The following is a 15909-nucleotide window of genomic DNA, read 5'->3' on the forward strand; positions in this document are numbered from 1 at the left end:
CAACACGGCCACCTGAACCACTCACCGGAGGACCACGCATGGGCTACCTGGAGTCGATCGCGACCCCGCGGGACCTGCGTGACCTCACGGCCGAGCAGCTCGAGGAACTTGCGGCAGAGATCCGCGAGAAGCTCGTCGCGACCTGCGCGCGGACCGGCGGTCACCTCGGCCCCAACCTCGGCGTCGTCGAGCTGACGATGGCGATCCACCGCGTCTTCGAGTCGCCGATCGACCGCGTCGTGTTCGACACCGGTCACCAGTCCTACGTGCACAAGCTGCTGACCGGGCGCGCCACTGCGTTCGACACGCTGCGGCAGGAGGGTGGCCTGTCCGGCTACCCGAGCCGCGCGGAGTCCGAGCACGACATCGTCGAGAACTCCCACGCGTCCACCGCGCTCTCCTACGCTGACGGCCTGGCCAAGGCCTACGCGATCCGCGGCGAGGAGCGCCATGTGGTTGCCGTGATCGGCGACGGCGCCCTGACCGGTGGCATGGCGTGGGAAGCCCTCAACAACATCGCGATCGCGCCCAAGAGCCGCCTGGTCATCGTCGTCAACGACAACGGACGTTCCTACACGCCGACGATCGGCGGTCTCGCCAACGCGCTGACCAGCCTCCGCACCGACCCGCGCTACGAGCAGGCGCTCGACACCGTCAAGAAGCGCCTCAACTCGATCCCCGGCGTCGGTCCACTCGCCTACGACGCGCTTCACGCCATGAAGAAGGGCGTCAAGGACGCGATCGCCCCGCAGGGCCTCTTCGAGGACCTCGGCCTGAAGTACGTCGGCCCCATCGACGGTCACGACCGTGACGCTCTCGAGCAGGCGCTGAGCCAGGCCAAGAAGTTCAACGGCCCGGTCATCGTGCACGCCCTGACCCGCAAGGGCTTCGGGTACGACGCAGCGGAGCGCCACGAGGCGGACCAGTTCCACGCACCCGGGCCCTTCGACATCGTCTCCGGCGAGGAGAAGCCCAAGGGAGCCATCTGGACCGACGTCTTCGCTGAGGAGATGGTGCAGCTGGGCGAGGAGCGCGAGGACCTCGTCGCGATCACCGCCGCGATGATGCACCCCGTCGGCCTCGACCGCTTTGCCGCTCGCTTTCCTGATCGCACGTTCGACGTCGGCATCGCCGAGCAGCACGCGGCCACCTGCGCTGCAGGCCTCGCGATGGCCGGCACGCACCCGGTCGTGGCCGTCTATGCAACCTTCCTCAACCGCGCGTTCGACCAGGTCCTGATGGACGTCGCGCTCCACGAGTGCGGGGTCACCTTCGTCCTGGACCGCTCCGGCGTGACCGGTGACGACGGCGCCAGCCACAACGGCATGTGGGACCTCTCGATGCTCCAGGTGGTCCCGGGCCTTCGCCTGGCCGCTCCGCGTGACGCCAGCCGTCTGCGTGAGCTGCTCCGAGAGGCGGTGTCCGTCGACGACGCGCCGACCGTCGTTCGCTTCCCCAAGGGGCCGCCCCCGGCTGACATCCCGGCGATCGAGCGTGTCGGCGGCGTGGACGTCCTCGCGCGCGGCGCAAGTCCCGAGGTCCTCGTCGTCGGCGTCGGCGCGATGGCAGCGACGGCCATGGAGGCTGCGGCGCTCCTCGCCGACCGGGGGATCGTCGCCACGGTCGTCGACCCGCGCTGGGTCAAGCCGGTCGACCCTGCACTCATCGACCTGGCCCGTGCACACCGGCTGGTCGTCACGATCGAGGACAACGGCATCGTCGGCGGTGTCGGTGCCTCGGTGCTCCAGGCACTCAACGCAGCAGGTGTCACGACGCCGGTGCAGATCCACGGCATCCCGCAGGAGTTCCTCGGACACGCCAAGCGCGCGGTCATCCTCGAGCGGATCGGCCTCACCCCGATCGCCCTCGCCTCGGCCATCGCGGCCGCCGTCGATGCGCAACGGGTCGGCTGACCGTCTGCTGTCGCTCGGGCTCACGCTCGCGACGGTGGCCAGCCTGACCGCGTGCAACCCCTTCGACCGCGCCAAGCTCGAGGCGCCGGCTCCGGTCGCCCCTGCCATCGACGGTGCGATAGCCGATGCACTCGCCCTTCGTGCCCGGGCGGTCCGCACCCGTGACCAGCCCGAGTTCCTGGACGGCATCGACACCGACGAACGTGCGTTCCGGCGCAACCAGTCGCGGCTCTTCGACAACCTCCAGGAGCTTCCGCTCGCGGCATTCGACTACGAGCTCGAGGCGGTCACGCAGCTCCCCGACGGTCGGGTCGAAGCCGCCCTCACCCAGACCATGCAGCTGCGCGGCTACGACTCCGAGCCGGTGCGGACCCCGAGCCGGTTCATCTTCCGTGACCTCGACGGACGCTGGGTGCTCGACGCCGACCACGATCGCGCCTTCGACCTGGACCACGACATCAACCTCCAGCCCTGGGAGCTGACCCGCATCGAGGCAGAGCAGGCGGACGGTGTGCTCGGGATCTTCGACGCCGGCAGCATCGACGCGGCGTACCAGATTCTGCCGGCGGTCTCCGGCGGCATCGCCGACATCAGTGCCAGGATCCCGCTGCGCTGGTCGAACCGGGTGGTCGTCTACGCGCTGAGCGACATCACGATGATGGCGTCGCTCGATGACCTGCCGGGCGGTGACCCCGAGCGCCTGGAAGGCGTGGCCTTCGGTGTGCCCGCCGAGGCCGGCACCACCCGTCTGGCAGGCATGCGGTTCATGCTCCACCCGAGAGTGATCGACCAGGACGACGACCGCCGCGACCGGCTGATCCGCCACGAGCTGACGCACGTCGCCATCGGCACCCGTGACGACCACGTCCCCACCTGGCTCGCCGAAGGCCTGGCCGAGTGGGTGTCGGTGCAGGCAGTGCCGCGTGCCGAGCGCGAGATCTCCCGGGAGGCGTTCGAGATGGCGCAGGCCGGCATCACGGCGTTGCCCGCCGACGAGGACTTCAACGGCGAGCACTCGCAGGCCAACTACGGCATCTCCTGGTACGTCTGCGAGTACGTCTCGCGACGGTTCGGCCCGGAGACCGTGTGGCGGCTCCTCGCGGAGATGGACAAGGGCACCGGGACGCCCGAGGCGGACCAGGACAAGGTGCTGCTCGCGGTCCTCGGGATGCGCGGCGACGAGCTCGCCGCCGCGGCTGGCCGTCAGATAGTGCGCACGTTCAGCTGACAGGCCATCCGCTAGCGTTCGACGCCATGAACGTGTTTCGCACCAAGTCCGTCGAAGCGTCGATCGCGGAGACCGTCGAACCCGAGCACCAGCTCCGTCGCACGCTGACCGCTCTCGACCTCACCGTCTTCGGTGTGGGCGTCGTCATCGGCGCCGGCATCTTCACGCTGACCGGACGGGTGGCCGCGCAGTACGCCGGCCCGGGGGTCGTGTTCTCGTTCGCGATCGCGGCATTCTGCTGTGCGCTCGCGGCGCTCTGCTACGCCGAGTTCGCCTCGGCCGTGCCCGTCGCCGGCTCGGCGTACACGTTCTCCTATGCGACGCTGGGCGAGCTGGTGGCCTGGATCATCGGCTGGGACCTCCTCCTCGAGCTCCTGCTCGGCGCAAGCGTCGTGGCGCAGGGCTGGAGCAGCTACTTCGTGGCGCTGCTCGGCGAGCTCGGTGCGACCTGGCCGGCCGGGATCGGTCCGGGGTCGGACTTCAACCTCGCGGCGTTCCTCATGGTGGCGCTGATCGGTGCCCTGGTCTGCTACGGCATCAAGGAGAGCCTCCGCGTCAACCTGGTCCTGGTCGGGCTGAAGCTCTTCGTCGTCCTCTTCGTGATCGTGGCCGGCATCGGCTTCATCGACAAGGACAACTACTCGCCGTTCGTCCCGGACGCCGCGGGCAGCGTCGGCGCGGCTGGTAGCTGGCTCCACGCCCCGCTCGTGCAGACCCTCTTCGGGATCGAGCCGCAGGTCTTCGGCATTCTCGGGATCGTCTCGGCAGCCTCGGTGGTCTTCTTCGCCTACATCGGATTCGACGTCGTCGCGACCACCGCCGAGGAGGCGCGCAACCCCCAGCGCGACCTGCCGGTCGGGATCCTCGGGTCACTGGCCATCTGCACGGTCCTGTACGTCGCGGTCGCGCTGGTGATCACCGGGATGGTGCCGTACGACGAGATCAACCCTGACGCCGCGTTGGCCAACGCCTTCCTGGAGCACGGCAAGGACGGCTACGCCACGCTCATCTCCGCGGGTGCTGTCGCCGGTCTCACGACCGTGGTGATGACCCTCATGATCGGTGCGGTCCGGGTCGTGTTCGCGATGAGCCGCGATGGTCTGCTGCCCGAGAGCCTCGCGCGCGTGACTGCCCGCACCGGTACGCCGCTGCGCACCAGCGTCGGCATCACCGTCCTCGTGGCGCTGGTCGCATCGTTGACGCCGATCGGCAAGCTCGAGGAGATGGTCAACATCGGCACCCTCTCGGCGTTCGCCCTGGTGTCGCTCGCGGTGCCGGTGCTCCGACGTACCCGTCCCGACCTGCCGCGATCGTTCAGGGTGCCGCTCTCGCCGGTGCTCCCGGTCGCCTCGGCCCTGGTCTGCCTGTACCTGATGCTGAACCTGAGTGCCGAGACCTGGCTGCGTTTCCTGGTGTGGATGCTGGTCGGCTTCGCGATCTACTTCGGCTACGGCTATCGCAACAGCCGCGTCGGGACGACGAACGAGGCTGCCGCCGACGCCCATCTCGGGCAGTAGGTCTCGGACGCCGAACGGCGCCGGACCCCCTTGCGGGGACCGGCGCCGTTGACGTTGGAGCGGACAGATCAGTGGAACTTCTTGCCCGTGACCTTCTCGGAGACACCCTCGCGGTCGAGCAGCTTGGTGATGCCGCCGTTCCAGAAGGTGAAGCCTGCGCCCATGATCATCGCGAGGTCGATGTCCTCGGGAGCCGAGGCGACGCCCTCGTCGAGCATCAGGCGGATCTCGTCAGCCAGCGCCTCGAGGACCTGGCCGCGGACCTCGTCGGTGCTCTTGACGACCGGGTTCTCCGGGAGGGTGACCAGCGCGGCGACCTCGGGGGCCACCTCGCCGTCGGCGCCGTACCAGGAGCCGATCTTCGCCTCGACGACCTTCTTGAGGTTCTCCGACACGTACATGCGGTCGGGGAAGGCCCGGTTGAGGGTCTCGTTGTTGTGCAGCGCGATGGCCGGACCGACCAGGCCGAGGAGCACGAACGGCGGCATCGGGGCGAGACCGGCGAAGGCCGCGTCCGCGTCCTTGACCGGAGTGCCCTCGTCGACGACCTTCGCGACCTCACCCATGAACCTGCCCAGGAGGCGGTTCACGATGAAGGACGGCGAGTCCTTCACCAGGATCGAGGTCTTGCCGAGGCCCCGCGAGGTGGCGAACGCCGTGGCGAGCGCCTCGTCGGAGGTGGTCTCGCCCTTGATGATCTCGACGAGCGGCATGATCGCGACCGGGTTGAAGAAGTGGAAGCCCACGACCCGCTCCGGGTGCTCCAGGTCGGCCGCCATCTCGGTGATGGAGAGCGACGAGGTGTTGGTCGCGAAGACGGCGTGAGCCGGAGCGACCTTCTCGGCGTTGCCGAAGACGGTCTTCTTGACGCCCATCTCCTCGAAGACGGCCTCGATGATGAAGTCGGCGTCGCCGAAGGCCTTGGCGTAGTCGACCTCCGCGGTGACCAGCGCCTTGAGGCGGTTGGCCCCGTCGGTGGTCAGGCGGCCCTTGGCCACGAGCTTGTCGATCTCGCCGTGGACGTAGGCGACACCCTTGTCCGCGCGCTCCTGGTCGAGGTCGGTGAGGACCACCGGGACCTTGAGGCGACGGACGAACAGCAGCGCGAACTGCGAGGCCATCAGGCCGGCGCCGATGATGCCGACCTTGGTGACCTTGCGGGCCAGGGCCTTGTCGGGCGCACCGGCAGGGCGCTTGGCGCGCTTCTGGGTCAGGTCGAACGAGTAGAGGCTCGCGTCGAGCTCCGGCGTTGCCGCCATGTCGACCAGTGCCTGGTCCTCGAGCGCGAAGCCCTCGGCCTTGGTGTTGGTCTTGGCGGCCTCGATCAGGTCGAGCAGGCGGGTCGCGGCGACGGACTTGCCGCCGGTCTTGCCTGCGGCGACCATGCGGCCCCAGCCCACGGCGTCGTCCCAGGCCTTGCCACGGTCCACCTCGGGACGCTCGACGGTGACGTCGCCCGTGAGGACCCGAGAGGCCCACAGCAGCGACTGCTCGAGGTAGTCGGCACCGGTGAAGATGGCGTCGGCGAGACCCAGGTCGAAGACCTCGGTGCCCTTGAGGACCTTGCCCTGGTTGAGGGGGTTCTCCAGCGCGACCTTGACCGCGGTGCCGGCACCGACGAGGTTCGGCACGAGCCAGGCGCCGCCCCAGCCGGGGACCAGGCCGAGCATGACCTCGGGCAGACCGGCGGCCGGGATCGAGTCGAGCACGGTGCGGTAGTCGCAGTTCAGCGCGACCTCGAAGCCGCCTCCGAGGGCGAGGCCGTTGATGAAGCCGAAGGACTTCTTGCCACCGACCGCGGAGTCCAGCTTGCCGAAGACGAAGTGGCCGAGCTCGGCGATCGTGCGGATGGCCTCCACCGAACCGGCCGAGCGGAGCGCGGTCAGGTCGGCGCCGGCGGCAAGGATGAACGGCTTGCCCGTGACGCCGATCGAGGTGATCTCGTCGTCGGCCAGCGCCGCGTCGATCGCCTTGTTGAGCTCGACGAGCGAGCCGGGGCCGAAGGTGTTCGGCTTGGTGTGGTCGAAGCCGTTGTCCAGGGTGATCAGGCCCATCACGCCCGCGGCACCCGGCAGGGTGACCTTGCGGAGCTTGGCCTGGGTGATGACCTCGGCGTCGCTGATGAGCGCCTCGGCGCGGGTGATGACGTCGCTCACTTGGCGTCCCCTTCGGTCGTGCCGTTCCAGTTCGGGTTCTCCCAGACGATGGTGCCGCCCATGCCGAGGCCGACACACATGGTCGTGATGCCGTAGCGCTTCGACGGGTCCTGGGCGAACTGCGTGGCCAGCTGGTTCATCAGGCGCACGCCCGAGGAGGCCAGCGGGTGGCCGAACGCGATGGCGCCACCGAACGGGTTGACGCGCGCGTCGTCGTCGGCGATGCCGTAGTGGTCGAGCAGCGAGAGCACCTGGACCGCGAAGGCCTCGTTGATCTCGAAGGCGTCGATGTCGTCGATGGTGAGGCCGGCGTTGGCCAGCGCCTTCTCCGTCGACGGGATCGGGCCGGCACCCATGAACTCGGCCTCGACTCCCGCGAAGGCGTAGGAGACCAGGCGCATCTTGGGCTCGAGGCCCAGCTCGAGGGCGACGTCCTCGGCGGCGAGCAGGCACGCGGTCGCGCCGTCGTTGATGCCGGCCGCGTTGCCCGCGGTGACCCGTCCGTGCGAGCGGAACGGGGTCTTCAGCGAACCGAGCGACTCCATGGTCGTCTGCGGGCGCATCGGCTCGTCGGTGGTGGCCAGGCCCCAGCCGGCGTCGGCCGAGCGGGTCGCGACCGGCACCAGGTCGGGCTGGATCAGTCCGGCCTCGTACGCCGCGGCGGCCTTGGTCTGCGAGGCGACGGCGTAGGCGTCGCAACGCTCCTTGGTGATCGCCGGGTAGCGGTCGTGCAGGTTCTCCGCGGTGTTGCCCATGGCGAGCGCCTCGGGATCCACGATCTTCTCCGAGATGATCCGCGGGTTCGGGTCGACGCCCTCGCCCATCGGGTGGCGGCCCATGTGCTCGACGCCGCCGGCGATGACGACGTCGTACGAGCCGAAGGCGATGCCGCCGGCAGTCGTGGTGACGGCGGTCAGGGCGCCGGCGCACATGCGGTCGATGGCGAAGCCGGGCACCGAGTTCGGCAGGCCGGAGAGCATCGCCGCGGTGCGGCCGATGGTCAGGCCCTGGTCGCCGATCTGGGTGGTCGCGGCGATCGCGACCTCGGACACACGCTCAGGCGGAAGGTTCGGGTTGCGACGCATGAGCTCGCGGATGCACTTGATGACGAGGTCATCGGCGCGGGTCTCGGCGTACTGGCCCTTGGACCTGCCGAACGGAGTGCGTACGCCGTCTACGAAGACGACGTCGCGCAGCTGTCGGGACAACGGGATCTCCTCGAAGGTTCGTGGATGTTCGGAGCCATGCTACTCACGAGTAACCAAGAAGGGGAGGGTCGGGTCGCGTGGTCCTGGCCACTAGGCTCAGACCGGAATCGCCGCGAGGCGAACGGGTTCGACGAAAGGTGGGAGTGCGGTGGCGAAGTCAGCCCGGTTCGTGCACATCGTGGACGACGTGACCGGCCTCGAGGAGGGCGCGGATCTCGTGCTCGTCGTGGCGCTGCACGGGTTCCTCGATGCCGGCAACGGGGGAGCGCTCGCCGTTGACCACCTGGAGCGCGGCGGGGTCGGTCCGGTCGTGGCGACCTTCGACGTCGACGCGTTCCACGACTACCGCGCCCGTCGGCCCGCGATCTCCTTCATCGAGGACCACTACGAGTCCTATGACGCTCCGCGCCTGGTGGTCCGGGTCCAGAAGGACCAGGTCGGTCGACCGTTCCTGCTGCTCTCCGGCCCGGAGCCGGACAACCACTGGGAGGCGTTCGTCGACGGGGTCCGCTCGGTCGTCGACCGCTTCTCCGTGCGGCTCGTCGTGTCGATGGGGTCCGTGCCGATGGCCGTGCCGCACTCGCGCCCGCTCGCGGTGACCCAGCACGCCAACCGCCGGGAGCTCCTGCGCCGCACGAACTCCTGGCGGGGCGAGCTCCGGATCCCGTCCTCGGCGCAGTCCCTGCTCGAGGTGCGGCTGGGGGAGAGCGGCCATGACATGACCGGCTACGTCGCCCACGTGCCGCACTACCTCGCCCAGTTCGACCACCCCGACGCGGCCCGTGTGCTGCTCGAGGGCGTGGAGGACTCCGCCGACCTCTCCTTCGACCTCGACCCGGTCAAGCTCGCCGCCGAGCGTCGCGCGGCCGAGGTCGCGGCGTACCTCGAGGAGAACCCCGAGGTCGCCGACGTCGTGAACGGCCTCGAGCAGCAGTACGACGCGTTCCAGCGCGCCGAGGAGCAGGGTGGGCTGCTCGCACCCAACGAGCCGATCCCGACAGGGGACGAGCTCGGCGAGCAGTTCGAGCAGTTCCTGGCCGGACTCGATGGACCCGAAGGGACCGACTGATGCCCACCTCCGTCGAAGAGCTCGTTGACCTGCTCGACCTCGAGACCATCGACGTCAACCTGTTCCGGGGACGCCAGCCGATCACGTTCCTGCAGCGGGTGTTCGGTGGCCAGGTCGCGGGTCAGGCCCTGACCGCGGCTTCACGGACCGCGCCGGAGGGCATGGATGTGCACTCGCTGCACAGCTATTTCCTGCGGCCGGGCGACCCCAACGTGCCGATCATCTACGACGTCGAGCGCCTCCGTGACGGCTCCTCGTTCGCCACCCGCCGGGTGGAGGCGCGCCAGCATGGGCGGGCGATCTACTACCAGACGGTCAGCTTCCAGCGGCCCGAGCCGGGCATCGAGCACCAGGACGTCATGCCCGAGGTGCTCTCGGTGGAGGACGCTCCGGACGTGCTCGACCTACTGCGCGAGCGGGCTCCCGGTGCGGTCCGTGTCTGGGAGCAGGAGTGGGGGATCCTCGACGTCCGCCATGCCGGCCAGACCGGTCCGGGAGGAGGTTTGCCGGCGGACGAGCACCCGTCACGGTCGCGGTTCTGGGTGCGCGTGTCCGGCCCGCTGCCCGATGACGAGATCGTGCAGAAGGCAGCCCTGACCTACTTCTCGGACGTCACCCTCCTCGGCACGGCGCTCATCGCCCATGGACTGCGGTTCTCCGACCCCGGTGTGATGGCGGCCTCCCTCGACCACACGGTCTGGTTCCACCGCCCGTTCCGGGCTGACGAGTGGCTGCTCTACGACCAGGTCTCGCCATCGGCCCAGGGTGGCCGAGGCCTCGCGATCGGGCGCCTGTTCACCGAGTCCGGCGTGCTGGTAGCGACTGCGGCCCAGGAGGGCGTGGTCCGCTACAACCCGCCTGCCTGACCAGCTCTGCGCGCGGTGGTTAGCACGCAACTTCTGAAAATCAGTGCAGGCGCGCCGTGATTGTGGTTTCTTGTGTCTATCCCTGTGGCTGGGGGCCATTCACGATTCGGGAGTGACTGGAGTGATTCCGGCCGTTTCCTGATCCGGAGGATGGACATGCGCGCCCGACGAACCGCACCCGCAGCGGTTGCAGCAGCAATCGTCCTGCTCAGCGCGAGCGTGGCGGTCGCGGCTCCTGCGACAGCGTTCGAGATGCCCTTTCCGTGCGGTCAGACCTGGACGGGCACGACGTACGCGAAGCACAGCCCGAACCCGAACTCCATTGACTGGAACCGTGCCGATGACGTGGACGACGCCGTCGTGGCAGCGGCGCCGGGCACCGTCAGCGTGGCGCAGGCGGTGGACAAGGGCGGCTACGGCAAGTACGTCGTCATCGAGCACCCGAACGGCGAGAAGTCGCTCTACGCCCACCTGAACCGCCTCCTCGTGACGGCGGGACAGCGCATCGACCAGGCCCAGCAGATCGGCGCCGTCGGCAGCACGGGGAGCTCGACCGGCGCACACCTGCACTTCGAGGAGCGGGTCGGCGGTTCGACCGTCGCGGCGTACTTCCACGGCGTGAAGTACGCCGTCGGCAAGGCGCAGGCGTCGGCCAACTGCGTCGACACGCCCCTTGCGCCCGACTGGAACGGCGACAAGGTGGCACAGCCGACGGTGTTCCGTCGCGGCAACCCCGCGAGCTTCCAGGTCCACCGGCCGGGCACAACTCCGCAGGTGGTCAGCTTCGGCGGAGCCACCGACGAGCCTGTCGTCGGCGACTGGGACGGCAACGGCACCATCAATCCGGGAGTGCGCACGCCGGCTACGCGGAAGTTCACGCTGCGCTCGCCCGGGACGGGGACGATCGGCATCGTCTTCGGATCGCTGACGGACCGACCCGTCGCGGGCAACTGGGACGGCACGCGGGCATCGGAGGTCGGTGTCTGGAGCTCCGCGTCGGCGACCTTCCACCTTCGCCTGTCGACGGGCGCCGTGAGCAGGATCGTGCTCGGGGACGCCAACGACCTTCCCGTCACCGGCGACTGGGACGCCGACGGCGTGACCGACCTCGGCGTCTACGACCAGGCCACGTCGACGTTCACACTGCGTCGCGTCGACGACGAGGGCATCGTCTGGACCGCCCAGGTCACCTACGGGGCACCCGGTGACCTCCCGGTCACCGGTGACTGGGACGGCAACGGACGCACGGACCTCGGCACCTGGACGCCGCTGACGGCGACCTTCAACCGCCGGATCGCGACCGCGCCCACCGCGGCGGCCCGGACGACGACGACGCTGCAGTTCGGGCGACACCGCTGAAGCACTCCGGCGCCCCCGCAAACGCAGGACCGGCCGCAGCTCCCCTGGGAGGAGCTGCGACCGGTCCTGGTTCGTTCAGAGCGCGCGCGTGCGTCCCAGCACGTGCGGAGCACCGTTCTTCGGGTTCGTCACCGCGAAGTCGACGCCGCCCTCGACCGGGACGGCTCCGAAGCGCACCTTGCCCGGCAGGAAGATCGGCGTCTTGAACGCGACGTCCAGCCGGACCGCGTCGGGCATGCGTGCCTCCAGGGAGGCCGCCGCCTTCGACATGGTCCACATGCCGTGGGCAATGTGGCCCTTGAAGCCGAGCGCCTTGGCAGTGAGCGGGTAGAGGTGGATCGGGTTCCGGTCACCGGAGACCGTGGCATAGCGCCGGCCCAGGTTGGTCGGCAGCGACCAGATCGCGCCGGTCTGGTCGACCGGTGCGAGGTCCATGCCGGAGTCGCCGTTCTCCTTGTCGCCGCCACCCACGCGGAGGTACGTCGAGGTCTCCTCCCACACGGTCTCGTCGCCGACCGTCACCGTGGTGAGCATGTCGAACGCCTTGCCCTTGGTCGAGGCGCGCAGGTTGGCCGCCTTGACCGCCACGTCGACCTTCTCGCCGAAGCGGATCGGCCGCAGCTGCGAGATCGAGTTCTCCAGGTGGACCAGGCCCATCGCCGCGAACGGGAAGGACTGGTCGGTGAGAAGCGCCATGTGCAGCGGGAAGGCGAGGTTGTGCACGTAGGGCAGCGGTGCGACGTCCTTCTTCGGGAAGCCGGCGATCGCGGCGTACGGGGCGACGCCCTCGCGCGTGATCTCGAGGCCCTCGCGACGGAGCACGAGGTCCGGGAGGCCCTTGGACGTCTTCTTCACACCGGGCAGCTGGTTGACGCCGGGGACGATCGGGAGGATCGCCTTCAGCATCGCGCCGGCGCCGCCCGGGTTGTCGAGGACGCGGACCGTTCCAGAATCGGCGGTGGCCATGTCAGGCACCGAGCATCATCAGGCCGCAGACGCGGACCACGTTGCCCGTGACCGCGGTCGAGGCCGGGTTGGCGTACCAGGCGATGGTCTCGGCGACGTCGACCGGAAGGCCACCCTGCTGCATCGCGTTGAGGCGCTGGCCGACCTCGCGGGTCGCGAACGGAATCGCAGCGGTCATCGCGGTGATGATGAAGCCCGGGGCAACCGCGTTGATGGTGATGCCGTTCTTGAGCTCTCCGGCCAGCGAGTCGACGAAGCCGATGACGCCGGCCTTCGAGGATGCGTACTGCGTCTGGCCCATGTTGCCCGCGATGCCGGCGATGGAGGAGACGCCGATGATGCGGCCGTTCTTGTTGATCGCACCCTGCTCGAGGAGCTCGCGCGTGATGCGCTCAGGGGCGGTCAGGTTGACGGCGATGACGGAGGTCCAGCGGTCCTCGGCCATGTTCGCGAGCTTCTTGTCGCGGGTGATGCCGGCGTTGTGGACGACGACGTCGACTCCGCCGAACTTCTCCTTGACGTAGTGCGCGATGCGCTGCGGAGCGTCGGCGTGGGTGATGTCGAGCGTGAGCGAGTCACCCTCGAGCTCGCCCATGACCTTCTGCAGCTCACTGGCGGCCTGCGGGACGTCGATGCCGAGGATCGTGGCGCCGTCGCGGTGCAGGACCCGGGCGATCTGCTCGCCGATGCCGCGCGAGGCGCCGGTGACGATCGCGACCTTGCCGGCGAGCGGCTTCTCGATGTCGACGGCGACAGCGGCCTTCTTCTCGCTGGTGCCGATCCGCACAACCTGGCCGGACACGTAGGCCGACTTGGGGGACAGGTAGAAGGCGAGCGTGGAGTCGATCGCTGCCTCGGCGCCGGGGACGACGTAGACCAGCTGGACCGTCGCGCCCTTGCCGATCTCCTTGCCGAGCGAGCGGGTGAAGCCCTCGAGGGCGCGCTGCGCGATGCGGGCGGAGCCCTTCACGTCGGCCGGGTTGGTGCCGATGACGATGATGCGGGCGCAGTTCTCGAGCTTGCGCATCACCGGGGTGAAGAACTGCTGCAGCTGGACCAGGTCGGTCTCGGAGTCGAAACCGGTGGCGTCGAAGACGAGGCCCTTGTACTTCGCGCCCTCCTCGAGAGCGGTGGCGGACGAGATGCCGAGACCGTCGAGGGTCTTGGGCAGGGTGGTGGCGAGCTTGCCCGATCCGCCGACGAGGACGGTGCCCTTCACCAGCGGGTCACCCGCGGTGTAGCGGTCCAGTGCGACGGGGTTGGGCAGGCCGAGCTGCTTGACCAGCATCTTGCCGATAGGCGACTTCGCGAAGCCCTGGTAACGGTCGGTCATTGCGGGTGATCCTCCACTTGGATGAAAACAAGGATGCGGACGTCGTATGGCGCGACGCATGGATGTGCTGAGATTATGTAACTAAAGGTGTAACTCAGTGTCCACATATCGTGATCTGGCACTCAGACCGTTCCATCGCCGGTCCCGAACCGCAAGGATAGGGACACCTCTGAACCCTTACAGGAGTGACACATGCAGGCCAAGACCCGCCGCGTTGCCATCATCGGTGGCAACCGCATCCCGTTCGCGCGTTCGAACACCGTCTACGCGGACGCCTCCAACCAGGAAATGATGACCGCCGCCCTCGAGGGCCTGGTCACCCGATTCGGCCTCGAGGGCAAGTCCCTCGGGCTCGTCGCCGGTGGCGCCGTCGTGAAGCACAGCCGCGACTTCAACCTGGTCCGCGAGTCGGTCCTGAGCACGAAGCTCGACCCGTCCACTCCTGCCGTCGACATCCAGCAGGCCTGCGGCACCGGCCTCTTCGCCGCCAACGTCGTCGCGCTGCAGATCGCGACCGGCCAGATCGAGTCGGGCATCGCCAGCGGTTCGGACACCACGTCTGACGCCCCGATCGCGATCTCGGAGAAGCTGCGCAAGAAGCTCATCAAGATCAACCAGCTCAAGACCAACAAGGACCGCGTCAAGGCGCTGCTCGGCATCCGCCCGGGCGACATCGGCCTGCTCCCGCCCGCGAACAGCGAGCCGCGCACCGGTCTGGCCATGGGTGACCACCAGGCGATCACCGCGCTCGAGTGGGGCATCACCCGCGAGGACCAGGACGAGCTGGCTGCCCGCTCCCACCAGAACCTGGCCCGTGCCTGGGACCAGGGCTGGATGGACGACATGGTCACGCCGTTCCGTGGTGTGGAGAAGGACAACCACCTGCGCCCCGACTCGACCGTCGAGAAGCTCGCGAAGCTGCGTCCGGTCTTCGGCAAGGGCGAGGCGGCCACCATGACCGCCGGCAACTCGACGCCGCTCTCCGATGGCGCCTCCGCCGTGCTGCTCTCCTCCGACGAGTGGGCCAAGGCCAACGGCTTCGAGCCGCTCGCCTACATCACCGACTTCCAGGTCGCGGCCGTCGACTTCGTCGGTGGCGCCGAGGGCCTGCTGATGGCTCCGGCGTACGCCGTGGCGCAGCTGCTCGAGCGCAACAACCTCACGCTGCAGGACTTCGACTACTACGAGATCCACGAGGCCTTCGCCGCGCAGGTCCTGTCGACCCTGGCTGCGTGGGAGTCCCCGGTGTTCTGCAAGGAGCGCCTGGGCCTCGACAAGCCGCTCGGTGCCATCGACCGTTCGAAGCTGAACGTCAACGGCTCCTCGCTCGCTGCTGCACACCCGTTCGCTGCGACCGGTGGCCGGATCATCAACGTCGCCGCGAAGCTGCTCGCGGAGAAGGGCAAGGGCCGCGTGCTCCTGTCCGTCTGTGAGGCCGGCGGCCAGGGCATCGTCGCGATCGTCGAGCGCCCCTGATCACCTGATCAAGACTAAAGAAGCCCCGCCCGGTGACCCGGGCGGGGCTTCTTTGTCATATGGCAGCGGGAGGTCAGGCGGAGGTCAGGCGGAGGCCAGCGCGAGCGCCGCCCTGACCAGGTAGTCCTTCACCTGGGCTGCCGGCAGCGGGACGACCTCGGGGATGCCGGGGGCCGCTGGCCGCACGAGGATCCCGAGACGCGCGAGCTGCAGCCCGCCGAGGCCTGTGGCGTAGAGCGTGTTGGCAAGCTGGTACGGGTCGTCGACCTTCATCTCGCCGGTCTCCACGCCCTCGCGGATCGGGATGACCACGTGCTCCATGCAGGTGGCGATCTCGCGCCCGAGGCGGAACATCGCGCTCTCGCTGACCTCTTCGAGCAGCTCCGGTCCAGGGCGACGCATCAGGGTGAGCGAGCAGTCGACGAACGCCGGGTACTCCAGCCCGAAGTCGACGAAGGCCTCGATGACGGCGCGGAGCTGCGTGGTCGGCTTGCGCTTCCCCTTGACGGCTCCCGTGAGGCACGCGTCGAGGTCCTTGAGGTAGCCGACCAGCGTGAGCGCGAAGAGCTCCTCCTTGCCGGAGAAGTGGCGGTAGATGATGGCGCGGTTGATCCCGACCGAGGTGGCAACGTCCTCGATCTTCATGTCGCGCACGCCGCGCTCGTCGAAGAGCGCGCGGGTCGCGGTGATGATCTCCTGCTGGCGCTCGCGCCGGCGGGCAGCTGCGGCAGTGCGCCGTCCGTCGGTGGCGGGTGTCCGAGTCATGCGGCCAGCATAGGGCGAAGTTGCAACACTCAGTTACATAGATGTTCGGTAGT

12 protein-coding genes are annotated in these 15909 nt (G+C 68.9%); 7 read left to right on the forward strand and 5 right to left on the reverse strand.

What is annotated here, in order from left to right:
* The first annotated feature begins 38 nt into the window (after positions 1–38).
* The 3 genes from dxs to D4739_RS13240 are packed head-to-tail and all read left to right on the forward strand — an operon-like array spanning position 39 to position 4658.
* Positions 39–1913, forward strand: coding sequence for a 1-deoxy-D-xylulose-5-phosphate synthase (gene dxs, locus D4739_RS13230; RefSeq protein ID WP_120061055.1), 1875 nt, complete (start codon positions 39–41; stop codon positions 1911–1913).
* Positions 1894–3141, forward strand: coding sequence for a gluzincin family metallopeptidase (locus D4739_RS13235; RefSeq protein ID WP_120061056.1), 1248 nt, complete (start codon positions 1894–1896; stop codon positions 3139–3141). Before dxs ends, D4739_RS13235 begins: the two co-directional genes overlap by 20 nt.
* A gap of 26 nt (positions 3142–3167) precedes the next feature.
* Positions 3168–4658, forward strand: a complete 1491-nt coding sequence (locus D4739_RS13240; RefSeq protein ID WP_120061057.1) for an amino acid permease — start codon at positions 3168–3170, stop codon at positions 4656–4658.
* A gap of 68 nt (positions 4659–4726) precedes the next feature.
* Here the strand turns inward: D4739_RS13240 and D4739_RS13245 are convergent, their stop codons facing one another.
* Positions 4727–6814, reverse strand: a complete 2088-nt coding sequence (locus D4739_RS13245; protein ID WP_120061058.1) for a 3-hydroxyacyl-CoA dehydrogenase NAD-binding domain-containing protein — start codon at positions 6812–6814, stop codon at positions 4727–4729.
* Positions 6811–8022, reverse strand: a complete 1212-nt coding sequence (locus D4739_RS13250; protein WP_120061059.1) for a thiolase family protein — start codon at positions 8020–8022, stop codon at positions 6811–6813. The genes D4739_RS13245 and D4739_RS13250 overlap by 4 nt, the downstream gene beginning before the upstream one ends.
* A gap of 148 nt (positions 8023–8170) precedes the next feature.
* Between D4739_RS13250 and D4739_RS13255 the strand changes: the two genes are divergently transcribed.
* From D4739_RS13255 to D4739_RS13265, 3 genes are all read left to right on the forward strand, one after another.
* The gene (locus D4739_RS13255; protein WP_120061060.1) at positions 8171–9091 is read left to right on the forward strand and encodes a PAC2 family protein; all 921 of its coding nucleotides are present in this window, start codon (positions 8171–8173) and stop codon (positions 9089–9091) included.
* Positions 9091–9957, forward strand: a complete 867-nt coding sequence (locus D4739_RS13260) for an acyl-CoA thioesterase (RefSeq protein WP_120061061.1) — start codon at positions 9091–9093, stop codon at positions 9955–9957. Before D4739_RS13255 ends, D4739_RS13260 begins: the two co-directional genes overlap by 1 nt.
* 156 nt (positions 9958–10113) lie before the next feature.
* A complete protein-coding gene (locus D4739_RS13265; protein ID WP_182920419.1) occupies positions 10114–11316 on the forward strand; it encodes a M23 family metallopeptidase in 1203 nt (400 codons plus the stop codon).
* 75 nt (positions 11317–11391) lie between these two features.
* Here D4739_RS13265 and D4739_RS13270 read toward each other — a convergent pair whose 3' ends face one another.
* Complete coding sequence (locus D4739_RS13270) at positions 11392–12282, reverse strand: MaoC family dehydratase (RefSeq protein ID WP_120061063.1); 891 nt, start codon at positions 12280–12282, stop codon at positions 11392–11394.
* 1 nt (position 12283) lies between these two features.
* Entirely contained in the window at positions 12284–13615 is a 1332-nt protein-coding gene (locus tag D4739_RS13275) for a 3-oxoacyl-ACP reductase (RefSeq protein WP_120061064.1), read from the reverse strand.
* Between the two features lie 192 nt (positions 13616–13807).
* On the opposite strand from D4739_RS13275, the gene D4739_RS13280 reads away from it, so the two are divergent.
* Positions 13808–15091, forward strand: a complete 1284-nt coding sequence (locus D4739_RS13280; RefSeq protein ID WP_120061065.1) for an acetyl-CoA C-acetyltransferase — start codon at positions 13808–13810, stop codon at positions 15089–15091.
* 84 nt (positions 15092–15175) lie between these two features.
* On the opposite strand, the gene D4739_RS13285 is transcribed toward D4739_RS13280, so the two are convergent.
* Complete coding sequence (locus D4739_RS13285; RefSeq protein ID WP_120061066.1) at positions 15176–15856, reverse strand: TetR/AcrR family transcriptional regulator; 681 nt, start codon at positions 15854–15856, stop codon at positions 15176–15178.
* Between the last annotated feature and the right edge of the window lie 53 nt (positions 15857–15909).

This window comes from Nocardioides cavernaquae (genome assembly GCF_003600895.1).
Lineage (GTDB): Bacteria > Actinomycetota > Actinomycetes > Propionibacteriales > Nocardioidaceae > Nocardioides > Nocardioides cavernaquae.